The sequence below is a fragment of the Arsenicibacter rosenii genome (assembly GCF_001870735.1).
Classification (GTDB): Bacteria; Bacteroidota; Bacteroidia; order Cytophagales; family Spirosomataceae; genus Arsenicibacter; species Arsenicibacter rosenii.
The window spans coordinates 88,038-105,730 of the sequence record NZ_MORL01000013.1 but is presented as its reverse complement, the minus strand read 5'-3'; the positions used below and the strand labels follow the sequence as shown (position 1 = coordinate 105,730).

Genomic DNA, 17,693 nt, shown 5'->3' with positions numbered 1-17,693 from the left:
GATACGGCTACATGACACTGACGTAGTGTGGAAACATTTCTTTCCAGACAGGCCAGTCATGCAGGCCCCACGGCCGGATATCGAGCCAGTGGTGAATGCCTTTCCGGTTCAGAATCTGCGACATCCGGATGTTGGCCGGTTTACAGAAATCATGTTCTGAGGTACCAAGTACAATCTTCATCTGGTGAAACTGATCATGGTGCGCATTGGGCATAAAGTCGACCGGATTGTTAAAATAGACCGTATCGTCGTAATACCCGTCGAGAAACGACCGGATATCGAAGGCCGCGCCCATGGTCCAGAGATGCGAGACTACATCCGGATGCCGGAAGGCGAAATTCATGGCGTGGTAACCACCGAAACTGCATCCGCCAACCGCGATTTTATGGACACCGCCTTCGCGCTGCATCCACGGCAGCAGCTCCTCATGCAGCATTTTGTCGTACCAGAAATGATTCCGGATACGCACCGACGGGTGCAGATGTTTGGCATAGAAACTGTCGGTGTCGATGCTGTCGATGCAATAGATTTTGATTTTGCCCTGTTCGACAAACCACCGGACCGAGTCAATCAGCCCCATGTCTTTGTTCTGGTAATAACGGCCGAACGATGTCGGGAAAAGGAGAACCGGATACCCCCAATGGCCGAATGTCAGCATTTCGATGTCACGACCAAGGTGATGCGAATACCATTTAGAGTAACGTTCCTGCATTTAGTTTGTGTTAAGTGAGGCACTGCCGCCAGGGCTGTTACCGGAGCAAATCCGAACCGAAACCGATGGCGGCAACCGGGTGAACATTCTGCCCTACAATCGGTATACTGATCGGTAACGGGTGTTTGTAACGCAGAAATTTCACATGAAAAATAGCGAAAATTTAGAAAAAGAAAGCCGGAAGCGCTGGCGACCGTCGAAAAAAAGCCCAAATTTGTTCCTGATGTGTTTTACCTGGCTGTTGTTTATATACATAATGTTACCATTCACAGGCTCACCAGCTTCGGCTTTTCAAACGACTTTGGTCGCTGATTCGGTTCTTTCAGTGCCCTTACAGCGGGCTGTCCGGCTGGAAGTTATTTTACCCCCGGGATACGACAGCCAGTCTGCCCCTTACCCTGTTTTATACCTGAATGACGGGCAGGATTTACCCCGTTTGCGGTTACAGGAAATAATGGATTCGCTCTATCAGCAAGACGTAATCCGGCCGGTGGTCGTGGTGGCGATTCATGCCGGAGACCGGATTCAGGAGTACGGTACCGCCGCACAGGCCGATTACATGAAGCGGGGTAGCAAGGCCGGATTGTATACGGATTTCGTGCTGACAGAGCTTTTGCCCCATATTCAGAAACAATATGCTGTTTCGGCCGATGCCGCACAAACAGCCTTTGCCGGGTTCTCCCTTGGTGGCCTGTCGGCGTTTGATATCGTATGGCACCATCCCGACCGTTTTTCGCGGGTTGGTGTGTTTTCCGGTTCGTTCTGGTGGCGGAGTAAAGCCTTCAGTACGGCTTACAATGACTATCACGACCGTATCATGCATGTGCTTATCCGGCAGACGCCGGCGCCTGCCCTCGCGGGCAAAAAGGCGCTTCAGTTCTGGCTCCAGACCGGCACCGACGACGAAACGAGCGACCGCAACAACAACGGCGTCATTGACTCCATCGACGATACGCTCGATATCATCCATGAGCTGGAGGCTAAAGGGTACCGCAAGGAACAACAGATCCGGTACGTTGAAGTACAGGGCGGCCAGCACAATCAGGAGACCTGGAGTGCCGTTATGCCCGGTTTTCTGGTCTGGGCCTTCGGGCGGTAAAGCATACCGGCGGGTTTATTGGTCAGCTAAGCCCGCATTATTTATCGGGTCCGGATGACGTTTAACCGGCTTAGTAGCAGTGCCCGCATTTTTTCAGGTATCGAAATGGCTTCGCGATAATTTGTAATAAAAACAGAATTCCCTTCAATGCGTTCAACCTCGTTCAGATTGATGATGTAGGAACGGGAAATTTTAAAAAACGGGTGGGTATCGAAGTACTGCATCAGATAGCCTAAATTCATGGAAACTAAATGTGTTTTGTCGGAGTGAGCAAGAATGAGTCTGGTATAGGCTCCATCGGCGCAGAGCAAGGAAATGTCTTTTCGGAGTACTTTCTGATACCCCCTGTTTAGTGGTAAAAAGATACTGTCGGATGACATTCCTGTACTGCCTGGCGTTTGTCTGGTTTGTTCATAATAGTGATAAGCCATCTCAATTTGACGGGGAAGCTCTGCCGGTCTGAACGGTTTTATGATATAATTAAGCGGAAGCGTTTCCCGGGCCCGGTCGACGGTCTCCTTTTCGGAGCTGGCTGTCAGATAGATGATGGGCATAGGATGGATGCGGATAACCTCTTTGGCGGTAATGATCCCGTCGGCCGGCGAACCTTCCAGCCGGATATCCATGATCGCCAGATCGGGTATCTGCTGCTTTACAGCCGCAAGGGCCTCCTGGTATGTTCGCGCGATCGATGTAACTCGATGTCCTGCTTTTTCCAGGGTCTCCTGAATATCACAGGCTGTGAGTAAATCATCTTCGACGAGTAAAATGGCAAGTGATTTGACAACAGACATGTTACGGGGTAGGTTAGGTAATTGAAAAAGTCATCGTAAAGGCAGTGCCATGTGGTGTATTATCGGCAAAGAAATACGTGCCACGCAATTGGGATACCTGCAAAGATATCAGCCGTAGACCAAAGCTTCTGACACGGCTGTGATCGGGGAATTGCTTCCATCCCGGACCGTTATCGGTTACCTGTAGCGTAAGTTGTCTGCCGTGTTGCCTCACCTCCAGCCGGAAAGACGGGTCGGGATTATCCGCAAAGGCATACTTGCAGGCATTGGTTGTTAATTCGTTAATAATCAGGCCAACGGGCAGGGTTTGGTCGGCTGTAAGGTATACAGACGGGATGTCGAGGGCTGGCTCAATCTGGTTATAGCCATAGGAATTGATAACACCTCTGACGAGGTCGGGAAGGTATTCGGCCAGATTTACGGTGACCAGACCATCGCTGTCATACAGCCGACGATGCAGAATAGCCATGGTGTGGACACGCAGCTGACTTTCTTCGACTGCTCTCTGCGCATTTGTATCCGTCAGCCGGTTTGATTGCAGGCTCAGTAAGCTGGAAACTACCTGGAGATTATTTTTAACGCGGTGGTTCTGTTCTTTCACCAGATCGGCATTTCGCTGGCTGATGCGCTGATTTTTGCGATAGAGGCGAAAAAAAACAACACTCATTCCAATGGTGATCATCAGTAAAGCCGACATCGCCATAATAAAGCGCTGGTGATTTCTCAGGCTTTCGTTGCGGAAGGCAATTTCTTGTTGCTGCTGTTTTATACGGGCTTCCTTTTTTTCGGTGTCGTATTCAAGACTGAGGCGTGACAAGGCTCCGTTACGGTCAAATGCGAGTTCCTGTTTTACAATCCCGAAAAGCAGTTGCTGATACTGATAGGCCTTTTGCCAATTACCGGTTCCACGGTAGTAAGCATGGTAAATTAAGGCAAATGAGTTTTTTAACGCGGTGAAATTTCTGGTATTCGATGGTAATTCGGATTGAATTATTTCTGCTTTCCTCAACCAGGCAAGCCCCTTTTTAAATTGCCTGAATGAAATATATGCCTGGCTTATTCGTAACATTGAATTCACCTCTTCATACCTTTTTTTATGCTTTTGGTGAAACCATAACGTTTTATAGTAATAAGAGAGACATTTAGTATTACGAGCCTCCAGAAAACGGTCTCCGGTTGAGCGGTAAAATTCAGTTAGTACGACAGGATCTTTGCTGCGTAATAACAACGGCTCCATTTTCCGGATATAATAAAGCGCACTGTCAATATTCGGTTTCGGGTAATGAAGGCTGGCCGGAGACCAATCGGTCCGGTGCAAATGGTCGAGGTCTCCATATACGCGGATCAGTGCTTTGTCGGTCCCCAGTTGTCGGGCAATACGGAATTCAAGGTCAATGTAGTATCTGGCCTCTTTATACAGTAATTGCCTGAAAGCAAGGTCTGCTAACCGATAATATAGTCTGGCTAATTCTTCAGAAACTCCCTGTTTTTCCTGAATACGCAGCGCTCGCATAAAGAAGCGCTTAGCTGTCAGCACATCGCCGGCAGCCTGATAAATCTTGCCATATAAATAATATGCTTCTGCCAGCAGGGCTGAATCTTTTTTCTGAATGGATTCTCTATAAACTTTATTTGCCCATGTCACTTTATGGGGTTGTAACGGAAGTCCTGGTGAAATCTGACATAATGCGGGTCGTATATCAATGAATAAAAAAAATACCAGCAGTGTATACTTAAATGTATCTATATGTGGCATGTTTAGTTACGCATAGTGTGCACTTCAAAGCTAATGAAAAGTTAGTGTGAATATTATAGTCAATAAACAAAAAAAGACGTAACGTATTTTATTAAACTTATGTCAGGATTGATAAAAAAAAAGCAAGCATTGGTAAAAGTATGGTAGGCTGAGCAGCCATAAATAAGGTAATTGGGGGATTAGTTGTCTGGCAGGTTACAGTCACATAAACCAGACAATCCCACAAACCCACAAATTATCTTACCCATGAAAGCAATTTTACCTATTCGCCACCTTGCCTGTTTTATTTGTTTACTAAGCTTTTTTAGTTCGATCGCCGTAAGTGCTCAGACAATTTCTGTCTCTCCGACCTCCATAACGCTGGCGTATGCCCAAAATAATGGTCCATCGGTTTATAACTTTAATGTAAGTGTATTCGGTTACAGCGGAAACAGTGTTTCGCTTTCGGCTGTCTGTGCCGGTAACGGATACACATTTACATCCACTGATGGCACCGCTAGTTTAGGTACCTCTTATACCGCATCAAATAACAGTTCCTTTTTTTCCAGTTTTCCGATTGTTTTAAAATTAAACGCAGGGCTATCGGTTGGTACCTATCCTGCAAGTATAACCTTTACCAGTCCGGGAGCAGCACCGGTAGTGATTACCGTCACAGGACTTGTGACGGCAGATAATGCCGGAATCCTGAATCTGTCAAGCTCGTCGCCATCCATTTCGTTTACTGGCGACCCTTTGTCATATAGTCTTACTGTAAAAGCCAGTAACCTGAAATCATTTACATCGTTTAATGTTACATTGCCCGCCGGGATAGCAGCCTCAACAAATGGAAATTACTACTCAAAAACGTCGATAAGCATCAGTGGTGGCGCGCCGGAAATGAACCAGAAAATTTATTTTTTACCGGTTGATTCTTACCCGGATCCGGCTAATGTGATTGTTTCGGGCGGAGGTGGCAATGTACTATCCATTCCGGTTGCGCCCTTATCGTTGACATCAACAGGCTGTGCAAACATTGCCAGTGGCATGTATCCGTCTGTCGCAAATACAACAAGTGTTAATCTTGTCTGGACCGGATTAACCAGTAACGGTAATTATGTTCTCGAATGGAGACAACAAGGGGGGGCATGGAATGCCGTAAACGGATTGACCGGCAACACGTATCAATTAACAAACCTGACTCCCGGCAATGTATACGAATACAGGGTTGCTACCGTTTGCCCGTCAGGGACGGTTTCTGCCTTCGGGACACCGGTTTCGTTTACGCAATCGGGTGATTGTCCTAAGCCAATCATGCTTGAGGTGTCAAACACCACATTAAATGCGACCACGCTCCGATGGGGAAGAGGGGTAAACTGGCCTCCTTATAATTATAATGTGCAGTGGCGACGACAGGGGAACAGCACATGGGAAGGGTCTGTAACCAACGTAACCTCTACAGTTTACTCACTGACCGGGCTCCGGGGCAGCACAGCATACGAATTCCAGGTGGATCAGGTTTGTGCCACCACGCTGACATCCGGCTATTCAACACCAAAAGCATTTACCACCACCTCCTGTCTCAATACGGCTTCGAATGCGGGGAGTTTCGGCCTGACCACCACCACGGCAAGTTTGTCATGGACTTCGCCCGGCTCAGCGGTTATTCAATGGAGGCCAATAAACGGGACGACCTGGTCTTCAACAACCGTCTCAGGATTTACTTTTTCGTTAAGCGGATTAGTGCCAAACACCCTGTATGAATGGCAAATTGCCAGTGCTTGTTCAACGACCGATATTTCCGGTTTTTCAACATCCCAAACATTCTCAACGTTACCCTCATCCATTACTGTACAGACATCCTCCAGTCAGCAGGGATGTAATCAGTTGATCAGTGTAACGGCAAGCGGAGGCTTTTCTCCATACAGGTATTCCCTGAGTGCAAACGGGCAGACCTTCAATAATAGTACAGGGCAGTTTACCGGCCTGGCGTCCGGCGTATACGCTGTGTCGGCAATAGATGTAAACGGTAGTACGGGGTTAGGTACTTACACCGTGGTTTCCAGTGCTCCGATGATCAGCTTTTCTCCGGCGAGTGCCACCGTTTGTATTGATCAGATTGCCTCTCTGACTGCCAGTGGATGTAACAGCGGAACGGTCGTATGGGCTACCGGACAAACGGGTCCTGTCATTTCCCTGACTACGAATACGGTCGGTACATTCCCCTATTCAATGAGTTGTGTATCACCGGAAGGCTGCCTGGGAGTAGGCACTACCAACGTTGTGGTGGTAGCGAGTTATCCATTCCCGCAAGTAAATGTATCAGGACGATTAGGAGATGGGGTCAACTCAGTAAGTGTTTCCGCACAAACAACCGGCGCACCGACGTATACGTTTGTAACCCCCTCCGGCGAAATCAGTACGAATAGTACCGGTCTGTTTAGTGTCAGTCAGGTGGGTTTGTATACAATACTGGCTATCAATCAGGACGGTTGCCTCCTGAAAAGCAGTGTTCCGGTCTTACCGGCCGATGAACCCCTTGTGCCTGATACGTTTGAGGTGACAGACATGCTGACCTGTCCGGAGGATGGCCAGACAACTACAGCGGCAGGCCTGGCAGCCGTGGCACACGGTAATGAATTTGTGTTTATCGGACCTTCCGGGTATGTTTACAGTAATGTATACCGTGTTCCGGATACCTATAACGTTGTGGCAAACGGCATTTCACAGGCTGGTAGCTATACATTACTTGTTTATAATCAGGGGGCGTTGACCGGTGCTTACAGTGAAGGTATTTCGACAACATGTACCTCGGCAACAGCCGCTGGAATAGGGCGTACCAAATCAACGGTTTCAGGAGCGTCTCCGATGCGTGTTATCCTGAGCACAAGACCAACACAATCAGAGGTTATTTCCGTCTCGGTTGAAGGGGTAGCAGGCAGCAAGTTGTTAATCGAAGGCTTTAATGCCGCCAGACAGTTGCTGGATAAACGAGAAGTCGGTCAGGCCCGTAGTGTGGAACAACAAACGTTGCAGCTGATTGGCCCCAAAGGCTCTTATTATATTAAGGTGAGCACGCCAAATACAGAGAAAACCGTCTGGTTGGTGAGGTAATAGATTGACCTTCAGGCAAAGAGCTGTCGGGCTACTCATCGCCCGACAGCTCTTTGCCTGTTATAGTACAGTAATTCTGCTCATGGCAAAAATGATGACAACACGTCAGTCCGGAAAAAAACAAACAGCCAGTCTGAAGCCGCAACCTGCGGTCAAAGAAACAGACTTAAGCAACGGAAACAAGGTAAAAGGCAGTAAAGGGGAATTTATCCGGAAGAGTATATTTTTTTTGTTGCTGCTAAGCCTTTTCACACCCCTTGTTTATAGCGCGTCATCTTTTTTTGGATTTGTGGCCATTCGCGGCCTTTATTTCCGGATACTCGCCGAAGGAATGGCATTGCTATGGTTGTTTTTACCCGCACGTCACAACGCAAGCGGATCATGGCTACAACTGAGCCTTATTCTGTTTCTGCTGATTGTTGCGCTGGCTGACACGGCCGGCGTTGACCCTGCACAAAGTATCTTTTCCGGGTTTATGCGTATGGAAGGGTTTACCGGCTATCTGCATCTCGGATTATATGCCCTGGTTGTATCCGGTACGGGACTAACATCGAAACAATGGGACTGGCTTTTCATAGCATCAACAGCCATTGCCTTAAGTGTATTGGTTATCGGATATGTAAGTCCTACAGGCTGGCTGGGAGACCATTACCGTTTTGTTGCCACTGTCGGACAACCTGCTTTTCTGGCTGCCTATTTACTGATACATATTTTTCTGGCCATCTATATTGGCACAAAAGCAACCTGGATTTCTACTACGATCAGAATCCCGGTAATCCTGTTTGTTTGCGTTGCTTTAAGTTGGGGAATTGTTTTATCAGGAGCTCGTTCCGGCATATTGGGGCTGGGCGGAGGACTGGTACTCTGGGGCTTATCCTGGTTATGGAACCGTTTCCGGTCGCTGCCATTACTCATCGGAGTGGCCGGAATGGCCGTTATCAGCCTGGTCGGCAGCTACTGGCTGCTGCAACGTAAACCGCTTTTTCAGACTATTGCCGGCGTCAACCGGTTAACCAATCTTTCAGGTGGTAATAACACGCTGCCGGCCAGACAAATTACTAATGCTATGGCATTCAGGAGTTTTCTTGACCATCCGCTGCGGGGCTGGGGACAGGAAAACTACAGTTATGCGTTTCCGAAAAATTATGATGCGGATCTGGTTGCAGGAGATGGTACAGAATGGTATGACCGAATCCACTGTGTACCGTTGGAGTGGGCTTTTTCGGCCGGTATTCCCGGTATAATTGCCTGGTTAGCCATATGGGTATTTTTCTTGTTGAAAATACGTTCTTTCTCTGCTCCCGAAGCTGGCGTGTTGCTGGCTGTAGGAGGGGGGTATTTTATTTTCGGTTTACTGAATCCGGATAATTTGCTGGCGGCTCAATTCTTCTTTCTGTTAACAGGCTTTGTGGGGAAAGAAACGGACCAGCGTGCCGGTACTATTTTCCGGTTTTTGGCACAAGGAAGGAATGCCGTTAAGATTGGCCTTGCCGCGCTTATTGCCTGGCTTGGTTATGTGAGCATCAATGCTGGTCTAACCCTGAAAAAGCTGAATAGCCAGGTTACAGAAACCAATGGTTTTGAACGAATGAATAAGCTGAAAGCGATTTATGATCAGAGTATTATTGGCCGTTATGAAGTGGCAGACCTGGTGGCAGATTTTGCCATAAGTGTATGGCAGGAACCAAACGCACCGATTGAGGCCAAAAAGTTTTGCTATAATCAGGCATTGGCTGTCATGGAAAACCAACGCCTTGAGCAACCGGATTACGGACGCTTATTACTTCGGGTATCCTCTTTACACAGTTCGGCGGGAGAATTCGGTAAGGCAGTTCAGGCCATTCAACAATCAATGGCCATTGATGGTCCGAAACGACCGGCTACATGGATGCTGCTGGGCGATGCATACCTATCGCAGGGGAAACCGGAAAACGCCCTCGACGCTTACAGACGGGCCGCTGATTTACAGCCGGAATGGCAGCTCCCGCTGATTATGCAGGCACAGGCAGCGGCTTTCAGAATGGATAAACAAGCGGTCTATTCGCTGACAAACCGGTTGACAACCCGTGGTTTAATCGAGCATCTTGCATCCGTGAAACAAGCCTATCAGCGGATCAGTGATTTGCCTGGTTTCATCTCCCGTATCAGTGCCGTGCCGGAAGGCGAGCGGTTTATGTTCAACCGGCAGGTTTATCATGAATGGGCACTGACTGCCTTTGATCTATCGTTAACGCAACAAACAGTCGCTGCACTGAACGATTTCGACCGGCATTTTATGGAGTATCATGCACGCTTTAGCCGGAGTGAGATCGATCAATTGATTGCTAACAGTCAATTGGGAATACGTCCTGATAAATTGATGGAGATCAGTGCCAGACTGCCGGTCAGCGACAGTGTACCGGAATGGTGAACGTATACCATTTACAAAGAATCCGCACGACAATCAGCCTAAACCCCGTACTTTGCCCCAAAAGTCGGTTGTGCCCATGAAGTGTGTCTTTTGCTTGCTCCTTTTATTGACCATATGTCATATTACCACCGCCCAGCGTCGCCGTGATGAAGACCGCCGGGCGGTAGCTCTGTATGGCGAAGCTGGTGGCGGCGGATTTCTGTATTCCTCAAACCTCGACATCCGGATCCTGAACTGGAATTCGGGCATTGGCCTGCGGGTCGGGGCCGAGGTGTTTGATATGTCGCTGATTAAACAACTGGGCACGGGGCCGCAAAACTACATCTCCGGTACGGGGCAGGTGGTGGCTTTCCCGATCGGGATCAATACCGTCATGGACGACCGCCGTGTGGCGTTTGAACTTGGTGTAGGATATGTACCGGTTCGCGGGAAATTCAGTATTCCGTCGGCGGAGTTTGAGGTTGACGGCAACAGCCATTACTCATACGGGCACATTGGTTTCCGGCTTCGTCCGCTGAAAGGGGGCGGTTTTCTGATGCGGGCCAACTACACACCGCTTATTATCAACGGTTACCTTAAAAACTGGGCCGGTCTTTCGGCCGGGTTTGTTTTTTAGCTTGTTCAGATAGCATGTAAGCAGGGCGAATGCGCCGGTTTGGCAACGCCATACCGCAAAATTAAGGTTATCACCGTTAAACAAGTCAGAAATTGTATCTTCGCCGGACAGTTAACCTATTGATGTATTCTAATACTACCATGGCAATGTTTGGCTTGCTTTTGATGACTATACTGGCTTGTTCGGGCGATAAAACACCGGTACAGGTCCCTTCGCCGCAAGCGCCGGTCAGTACAACCGGTACGGCAAAACGTACGCTCATCTGGGCGGATGAGTTTGAGGTGGCGGGTTTGCCTGATACCGCCAAATGGAATTACGACACGGGCGGTCATGGCTTTGGCAATAACGAACTGCAATATTACCTCGCAAGCCGCCCCGAAAATGCCCGTATCGAAAACGGGGTGCTGATCATTGAAGCGCGGAAAGAAACGTATAAAAACCGGGAATATACCTCGGCAAAACTCTGGACCAGGGGCAAGGTAGAGTGGAAGGGCGGCCACTTCGAAATCCGGGCGAAACTGCCGAAAGGCCGGGGAACGTGGCCGGCAATCTGGATGCTGGCCGCCAAAGAACCCATGAGCTGGCCCCGCGACGGTGAAATCGATATCATGGAACATGTAGGCTATGACGAGGGCACCGTTCACGGAACAATCCATACGGAGTCGTACAATCATGTAAAGAAAACCCAGAAATCGAAGACCATCCCGGTGCCCGATGCCACAACGGCTTTTCACGTGTATGCCATCGACTGGAATAAGGAACGCATCGAGTTTTATGTCGATGAAAAGTTGTATTATACCATTACCAAAGAAGAAACCGGTACCCTCTACGAGCAATGGCCGTTCGATCAGCCGTTTTACCTGATTCTCAACCTGGCCGTTGGCGGCAACTGGGGTGGACAGAAAGGGGTGGACGAGACGGCTTTCCCGGCCCGGATGGAAGTCGATTACGTACGGGTTTATCAATAAAAGAATCGCTGGGCGGTCTGGCAGGTTTCAGGTTTCGGATGCATATTTACGTCCGGACTTGAAACCTGAACATCTATGCGAAATTTTTTTACCTGCCTGTTTGTCTGCCTGTTGCTGGTGTACTCCGGCGCCTCCGGACAAACGTTCTCCATTACCTTTCCGGATTCCGTTGGCAAAGAAGCGGTCGACGGCCGTCTGCTCCTGATTTTTGCCCCCAATGACAAAAGTGAACCCCGTTTTCAGGTTAACGATGACGTAAAAACGGCCCAGATTTTCGGGCGTGACGTTGACGGAATGCGGCCGGGTCAGCAAATGCTGATCGACTCGCGGGCATTCGGGTATCCCGTCCACGATATTGCAAGCCTGCCGCCGGGCGACTATTACGTGCAGGCGGTGCTGCACAAATACGAAACCTTTAGGCGGAAATACGGCCCGCCGGTAAAACTGCCCATGGATCGGGGAGAGGGGCAGAACTGGCGGACAGCTCCCGGTAATCTCTACAGTATCCCGCAGAAAATCAGAATTACGGCCGGTTCAAAGCAGTGGTACCGGCTATCACTCAACCGCATTAATCCGCCCGTCTCCGAACCGAAAGACACTAAATACATCAAGCACATCCGGATTCAGAGTAAGCTCCTTACCGAATTCTGGGGACGGCCGATGTACATTGGTGCACACGTGTTGCTGCCGCACGGCTTCGATGAGCACCCGGAAGCCCGCTATCCGCTGTGTGTATTTCACGGCCATTTCCCCGACGATTTCGGGGGCTTCAGCGAAACGCCGCCGCCCGCCAACATGGATACGACCGACTACATTGACCGGTTTAAACTTTACGGGTACAAAAAACGGGTAGCACAGGAGGCTTATGATTTCTATAAGCAATGGACAAGCAAGAGCTTTCCGCGTATGCTGATTGTAGAAATTCAGCATGCCAATCCGTTCTACGACGATTCGTATGCGGTAAACTCCGAAAACCTCGGTCCTTACGGGGATGCCATTACCTATGAGCTGATTCCGGAAATTGAGCGCCGGTTCCGGGGGATCGGTCAGGGCTGGGCCCGGTTCCTGTATGGTGGCTCAACAGGGGGCTGGGAGTCGCTGGCGGCACAGGTGTTTTATCCTGAGGAGTATAACGGGTGCTTTGCGGCCTGCCCCGACCCGATTTCGTTTAAGGCCTATACCGTTGTTGATATCTATAAAGACAAAAATGCCTATTTTATGGACGGGCCTTTTCGCCGGATGCTGCGTCCCGGGCAACGGAATTACCTCGGCCATGTTAAATGCACGGTGCAGGACATGAATCACCGCGAACTGGCGCTGGGTACCAACTCCCGCTCCGGCGATCAGTGGGATATCTGGCAGGCGGTATACTCGCCGATGGGGCAGGATGGATACCCGAAACCGATCTGGGATAAACTGACCGGCGATATCGACAGCAGCGTGGCCGTATACTGGCGGGAGCATTACGACCTCTTGCATATCCTCAGACGCGACTGGGCGAAACTAGGGCCGAAACTGACCGGAAAGATTCATATCTACTGCGGTGATATGGATAATTATTACCTCAACAACGCAGTTTACCTGATGGAGGATTTTCTGAAGCAGACCAAGGCACCGCATTATTACGGCGAGGTCGATTACGGCGACCGGGCCGAGCACTGCTGGAACGGCGATCATACCCAGCCAAACTACATCAGCCGGTTGCGGTACAATACCCTGTACCTGTCGAAAATCCTGAAACGGATTGAAACAAGCGCACCTAAAGGAGCCGACCTGACCAGCTGGCGGTACTGAAAAACAGGAAGAACACGGTCATGAACCGTGCTCTTCCTGGCTACAGACTCGTTAAAAACGCCATCGTATCGATACCATCGGCGTAGTCGCTGAGGCCAGGCATCTGGGTTTTTCCGAACGGAACACTGCCCGGATACCAGCCATCGGCAGACGCAACTACCTGAATTTTTCCGGCATTCTCCTGTAAAAAGGCGTTCAGTTGGGCCTGTGTATCGTACGTCTGGTAATAAAGCACGGAGATCGGCGATACCAGCCGGTTGTCTTCGGTCATCAGCAGCAGGCAGTTGTCCAGGTGCGGTACGCTGTTGACCAGATAAATCGATTTATTGTAATCGTAGTTATTCACGTACTTGTGGTTACTGGTATATTCCGGGATGAGCGCTTCGGTAACGCGCAGAAAACGTTGCAGGATCTCTACATCCGGAATCAGGATGGTAGATACATTGCGGCATCCCAGCCCGTAATAACTCAGTACGTCTTCCGACAGGGCCAGAAGTTGCTCATCCGACTCTACGCCGGTCAGCACCCCGACCGACGTGCGGTTGCGGCGGATGATGTGCGGGCGCTTGCCGAAATAGTAGTCGAAGTAACGGGCCGTGTTGTCGCTGCCGGTGGCGATGAAGGCATCAGCGGCATTGAGGCGTTCGGCAACGGTTATGCGTTCGCCTAAAGCGGGGTTTAAATCTGTTATTTTTTGTATTAAATATTTGATTAGTACAATATCCTGACTACTTAATTTAGCCATAATACGGTGTCCGCTGACCAATACGCAGAGCAGGTCATGAAATCCGACCGCAGGAATATTTCCGGCCATAACAACGCCGACAGTCATCGGTGTTTCGGGTTCCGGCGGGTACTGAGCGGCCCATTCCGTGAGCGCATTAGCCGTAAGCATATGGTCACTGATGGCGCGGAAAGCCCGTTTCACATTGGCAGGAGTAAACCAGTTATTCTGTGTATTGGCCCGCCAGGCCATTTCGTCGATTTCGGCTTGCCCTTGTTCCGACCGTAAAAAGTCTCCGAGAGCAATAAAAGTTTGGATGCGTTCGTTTTGCGTCATTCTTGTCAGGCAATCGCTGATTTTACGACAAAAATAACTAATAGTTTGCCCTAACCCTTTAAATAGTTATATTTGTTGTCCAAAAGTCGAACCTATTTTTCTGCACATAACCTAGTACGCTCATGGCTATCATGATCACTGACGAGTGCATCAACTGCGGTGCCTGCGAACCCGAATGTCCGAATACTGCTATCTACGAAGGTGGCGTTGAGTGGACATGGGGCGGAGGAACAAGCCTTGATGAAGTTGATTTTGGTGACGGAACCATTGTAAGTGGTAAAGCGCCGCAAGCACCCGTTTCCGACGAGTTTTATTACATTGTTTCCGATAAATGTACGGAATGCGTAGGGTTCCATGAGGAGCCGCAGTGTGCTGCCGTTTGCCCGGTTGACTGCTGCGTGCCGGATCCTGAGCACGAAGAAGAAGAAGAAACGCTGCTGGCCAAGAAAGCCTGGCTGCACGCTGAAGAATAAGCCAATACGGATTTACCGGCATTCTGAACCCGACCAACTACCTGGTCGGGTTTTTTGTTTGGTAAAATTTCAGCCTTGCCAAATCAAATTGGATAATCACGGGGAAATGCAGTACTGACTTCTAACTATAGCGAGGTTTGAAATCTTAGAAAATTTCAAAAAAATGTTAAGTTTTCTTGGATTTTAGGTTTAAAAAGTAAGATGTTTTAAACAAAATTAGTGGAAAATGACCAGAAACAGGTTTAAAGGTTAAGCTACCTGTTGCATCAATTAAATTTTGTAATAAACTTTGTGCCGTTCAATAAAAGTTTACAAAACCACTGTTTAGCCAAAGTAAATTATGAAAAAGATCTTTTTACTAGCTGCCTGTTTCATGGGTGCCTTCTCTGTAAAAGCGCAGGATTCTACCGGAACTGATTCCGGGAAATTTACCTTTTCCGGATACATGGACACCTACTATTTCGGCAACTTCAATAACCCGAAAAGTCAGTCGAATATGGGGTTGAATGCGCTGGGAAGTTCAAATGCCCGGGCGTTTGACCAGAAGTCAGGTCAGTTCGGGATTGGTTTGATTCAGGCAAAAGCTGCCTATAGTTCAGACAAGGTAGATGCCGTGATGGATCTGGCATTCGGCCCTTTTGCTGACCTGGGTAACTATGGTAACAATGTTGCTTTCCTGGGCGCAGGCTCAACGTCACTCGCTATTAAGCAGGCCTATGTAACGTTGAAAGCAACCAGTAAACTAAGCTTCACAGCCGGCCAGTTTGGTACACACATTGGCTATGAAGTGATTGACGCTCCTGTAAACTTTAACTACTCTCTGTCTAACCTGTTTAACAACGGTCCTTTCTATCACATCGGTCTGAAAGGCCAGTACTCGTTCAGCGACAAGGCATATTTGATGCTCGGTGTCGTGAACAACGTCGATAACATTTTCGACAACAACAAGAAAAAAGGCCTGATCGGTCAGTTCTTCTTCTCGCCGGTTTCGGGCTGGAACGTTTACCTGAACGCCATTGCCTCAAACGAAGCCTCGCAGGATGTGACAGGTGTGAAAGCGGATGATGCTTCTTACGCGCTGTTTGACCTGACAACTACCTACCAGATTACATCGAAATTCTACGTAGGGCTGAATGCCGCAACGGGTTCGCAGAAAGGTGACTATCAAAACGCAGGCGGGCCGGCAGAGAAAAAAACATGGGGTGGGTTTGCCCTCTATACCAACTACGCGTTCTCTGACAAGTTTGCGTTAGGTGCCCGCTACGAATCATTTGACAACAAGAGTGGTGTCCGTGCGCTGACAGATGCTGCCGGTAACGGGGCAAGCGTTAACTCAATCACCTTCACCGGCAACATTACAACGGGTGGCGGCCACGTATTGCTGAAGCCTGAACTGCGCATTGACAGCTACTCTGCCAATAAGTTTGAGAAAAATGACGGCTCCCTGACAAAGTCACAAGCGACACTGGGTATGGCAGCCATCTTCAAGTTCTGATTTTCTTAACATAAACATATGCAGTTAACCCTTACCAATCGCTAATCTATTGTACAACAAAAACCCAGTAAGTCTATGTCACGTTACATCCCTCTCGCTCTGCTGCTAATTGTCAGCGTCATGGGTATTCTGATGCCCTCTGTTCCAACACAAATCGTTACCGAAGGTATCGATACCGGTGATACCGCGTGGATGTTGGTTTCTTCTGCATTAGTATTGTTGATGACTCCCGGCCTGGCATATTTCTACGGCGGTATGGTTAACAACAAAAACGTTATCTCAACGATGTTGCAAAGCTTCATCGCGATGGGTGTAATCAGTATCTTGTGGGTAGTTGTCGGATTCAGCCTTGCATTCGGTGACTCAATCGGTGGTTTTATCGGTGATCCGAGAACGTTCTTTATGTTCAAAGGCGTACTGGATGGTAAGCCATGGTCACTGGCTGCTACAATTCCGCTGGTTGTATTTGCGTTCTTCCAGCTGAAATTTGCGGTTATCACGCCTGCTCTCGTAACGGGTTCAATGGCGGAGCGTATCAACTTCCGTTCGTACGTCCTGTTCATGATTCTGTTCTGCCTCTTTGTTTACACGCCGCTGGCTCACTGGACATGGCACCCGGATGGTTTCCTGTTCAAAATGGGTGTGCTTGATTTCGCTGGTGGTACGGTAGTACACATGTCGGCCGGTTGGGCTGCTCTGGCCGGTGCCATTTATCTGAAGCGCCGTAAGTCACACATGGAAGCCAACTACTTCCCGCCTGCCAACATTCCGTTCGTACTGTTAGGTACTGGTTTGCTGTGGTTCGGCTGGTTTGGTTTCAACGCCGGTTCGGCGGTAGGGGCTTCGGCACTGGCAGCTTCTGCTTTCGCGACAACTAACACAGCTGCCGCCGCCGCTGGCCTGTCATGGGTGCTGTTCGACGCGGCTAAAGGCAAGAAAGTATCGGCCCTGGGCTTTGCGATCGGTGCCGTTGTTGGTCTGGTAGCCATTACGCCTGCCGCTGGTTTCGTAACAATTCCTTCGTCAATCTTTATCGGTTCAGTTGCCGGTATGATCAGTAACTTCGTGGCTCACCTGCGGACAAAATCGACCCTCGACGATACCCTGGACGTATTCCCTTGCCACGGTGTAGGTGGTATGGTTGGTATGCTGATGACCGGTATCTTCGCCAGCAAAGGCATCAACCCGGCTGTGACAGTAGAAGGTCTGGCTTTCGGCGAAACCGGTCTGTTCATCGAGCACGTTAAAGCGCTGTTCATTGTATCGGCATTCGCGTTCGGCGGTTCTTTACTGCTACTGAAAGTTACTGACCTGATCCTGCCGCTGCGTGTGTCTGAAGACGACGAAAAAGTAGGTCTGGACGTAAGCCAGCACGACGAATTCCTGATCGAAGCCTGATATTAACTGATACAGGTTGCCTGCTGAC

General features: G+C 49.2%; 13 protein-coding genes. 9 read left to right on the top strand and 4 right to left on the bottom strand.

Going from position 1 to position 17,693, the window contains the following annotated elements; translation table 11 throughout:
* Nucleotides 1-7: 7 nt before the first annotated feature.
* Complete coding sequence (locus BLX24_RS20500) at nt 8-712, bottom strand: esterase family protein (RefSeq protein ID WP_071505065.1); 705 nt, start codon at nt 710-712, stop codon at nt 8-10.
* A 256-nt stretch (nt 713-968) separates the two neighbouring features.
* On the opposite strand from BLX24_RS20500, the gene BLX24_RS20495 reads away from it, so the two are divergent.
* Nucleotides 969-1,811, top strand: coding sequence for an alpha/beta hydrolase (locus BLX24_RS20495; protein WP_071505099.1), 843 nt, complete (start codon nt 969-971; stop codon nt 1,809-1,811).
* A 41-nt stretch (nt 1,812-1,852) separates the two neighbouring features.
* Here BLX24_RS20495 and BLX24_RS20490 read toward each other — a convergent pair whose 3' ends face one another.
* Together BLX24_RS20490 and BLX24_RS20485 are read right to left on the bottom strand one after the other, a co-directional pair.
* Nucleotides 1,853-2,605 carry a response regulator gene (locus tag BLX24_RS20490; protein ID WP_071505064.1) on the bottom strand — a complete coding sequence of 251 codons (753 nt, stop codon included), beginning with the start codon at nt 2,603-2,605 and terminating at the stop codon, nt 1,853-1,855.
* A gap of 13 nt (nt 2,606-2,618) precedes the next feature.
* Nucleotides 2,619-4,250, bottom strand: a complete 1,632-nt coding sequence (locus tag BLX24_RS20485) for a histidine kinase dimerization/phosphoacceptor domain -containing protein (protein WP_071505063.1) — start codon at nt 4,248-4,250, stop codon at nt 2,619-2,621.
* A 357-nt stretch (nt 4,251-4,607) separates the two neighbouring features.
* On the opposite strand from BLX24_RS20485, the gene BLX24_RS20480 reads away from it, so the two are divergent.
* The 5 genes from BLX24_RS20480 to BLX24_RS20460 all read left to right on the top strand — a co-directional run bounded on the left by BLX24_RS20480 (nt 4,608) and on the right by BLX24_RS20460 (nt 13,239).
* Nucleotides 4,608-7,451: a fibronectin type III domain-containing protein gene (locus BLX24_RS20480; RefSeq protein ID WP_071505062.1), complete on the top strand. Its 2,844-nt coding sequence runs from the start codon at nt 4,608-4,610 to the stop codon at nt 7,449-7,451.
* 91 nt (nt 7,452-7,542) lie between these two features.
* Nucleotides 7,543-9,861, top strand: coding sequence for an O-antigen ligase family protein (locus BLX24_RS20475; protein WP_177225880.1), 2,319 nt, complete (start codon nt 7,543-7,545; stop codon nt 9,859-9,861).
* Nucleotides 9,862-9,967: 106 nt separating this feature from the next.
* Entirely contained in the window at nt 9,968-10,477 is a 510-nt protein-coding gene (locus BLX24_RS20470; protein WP_143092737.1) for a hypothetical protein, read from the top strand.
* 146 nt (nt 10,478-10,623) lie between these two features.
* Nucleotides 10,624-11,445: a glycoside hydrolase family 16 protein gene (locus BLX24_RS20465; protein WP_071505059.1), complete on the top strand. Its 822-nt coding sequence runs from the start codon at nt 10,624-10,626 to the stop codon at nt 11,443-11,445.
* Nucleotides 11,446-11,520: 75 nt separating this feature from the next.
* Nucleotides 11,521-13,239: an alpha/beta hydrolase gene (locus BLX24_RS20460; RefSeq protein ID WP_071505058.1), complete on the top strand. Its 1,719-nt coding sequence runs from the start codon at nt 11,521-11,523 to the stop codon at nt 13,237-13,239.
* Nucleotides 13,240-13,279: 40 nt separating this feature from the next.
* Here BLX24_RS20460 and BLX24_RS20455 read toward each other — a convergent pair whose 3' ends face one another.
* Nucleotides 13,280-14,299 carry an acyl-CoA reductase gene (locus BLX24_RS20455; protein WP_071505057.1) on the bottom strand — a complete coding sequence of 340 codons (1,020 nt, stop codon included), beginning with the start codon at nt 14,297-14,299 and terminating at the stop codon, nt 13,280-13,282.
* Nucleotides 14,300-14,421: 122 nt separating this feature from the next.
* On the opposite strand from BLX24_RS20455, the gene BLX24_RS20450 reads away from it, so the two are divergent.
* From BLX24_RS20450 to BLX24_RS20440, 3 genes are all read left to right on the top strand, one after another.
* Nucleotides 14,422-14,772, top strand: a complete 351-nt coding sequence (locus tag BLX24_RS20450) for a 4Fe-4S dicluster domain-containing protein (protein ID WP_071505056.1) — start codon at nt 14,422-14,424, stop codon at nt 14,770-14,772.
* A gap of 340 nt (nt 14,773-15,112) precedes the next feature.
* Entirely contained in the window at nt 15,113-16,267 is a 1,155-nt protein-coding gene (locus BLX24_RS20445; RefSeq protein ID WP_071505055.1) for a porin, read from the top strand.
* Nucleotides 16,268-16,342: 75 nt separating this feature from the next.
* A complete protein-coding gene (locus tag BLX24_RS20440; protein WP_071505054.1) occupies nt 16,343-17,665 on the top strand; it encodes an ammonium transporter in 1,323 nt (440 codons plus the stop codon).
* Nucleotides 17,666-17,693 lie beyond the last annotated feature (28 nt).

What these genes read in the sequence shown, in the direction of transcription:
- BLX24_RS20500 (WP_071505065.1), bottom strand. Translation starts at nt 712, where the DNA reads ATGCAGGAACGTTACTCTAAATGGTATTCGCATCACCTTGGTCGTGAC.
- BLX24_RS20495 (WP_071505099.1), top strand. Translation starts at nt 969, where the DNA reads ATGTTACCATTCACAGGCTCACCAGCTTCGGCTTTTCAAACGACTTTG.
- BLX24_RS20490 (WP_071505064.1), bottom strand. Translation starts at nt 2,605, where the DNA reads ATGTCTGTTGTCAAATCACTTGCCATTTTACTCGTCGAAGATGATTTA.
- BLX24_RS20480 (WP_071505062.1), top strand. Translation starts at nt 4,608, where the DNA reads ATGAAAGCAATTTTACCTATTCGCCACCTTGCCTGTTTTATTTGTTTA.
- BLX24_RS20475 (WP_177225880.1), top strand. Translation starts at nt 7,543, where the DNA reads ATGATGACAACACGTCAGTCCGGAAAAAAACAAACAGCCAGTCTGAAG.
- BLX24_RS20465 (WP_071505059.1), top strand. Translation starts at nt 10,624, where the DNA reads ATGTTTGGCTTGCTTTTGATGACTATACTGGCTTGTTCGGGCGATAAA.
- BLX24_RS20460 (WP_071505058.1), top strand. Translation starts at nt 11,521, where the DNA reads ATGCGAAATTTTTTTACCTGCCTGTTTGTCTGCCTGTTGCTGGTGTAC.
- BLX24_RS20455 (WP_071505057.1), bottom strand. Translation starts at nt 14,299, where the DNA reads ATGACGCAAAACGAACGCATCCAAACTTTTATTGCTCTCGGAGACTTT.
- BLX24_RS20450 (WP_071505056.1), top strand. Translation starts at nt 14,422, where the DNA reads ATGGCTATCATGATCACTGACGAGTGCATCAACTGCGGTGCCTGCGAA.
- BLX24_RS20445 (WP_071505055.1), top strand. Translation starts at nt 15,113, where the DNA reads ATGAAAAAGATCTTTTTACTAGCTGCCTGTTTCATGGGTGCCTTCTCT.
- BLX24_RS20440 (WP_071505054.1), top strand. Translation starts at nt 16,343, where the DNA reads ATGTCACGTTACATCCCTCTCGCTCTGCTGCTAATTGTCAGCGTCATG.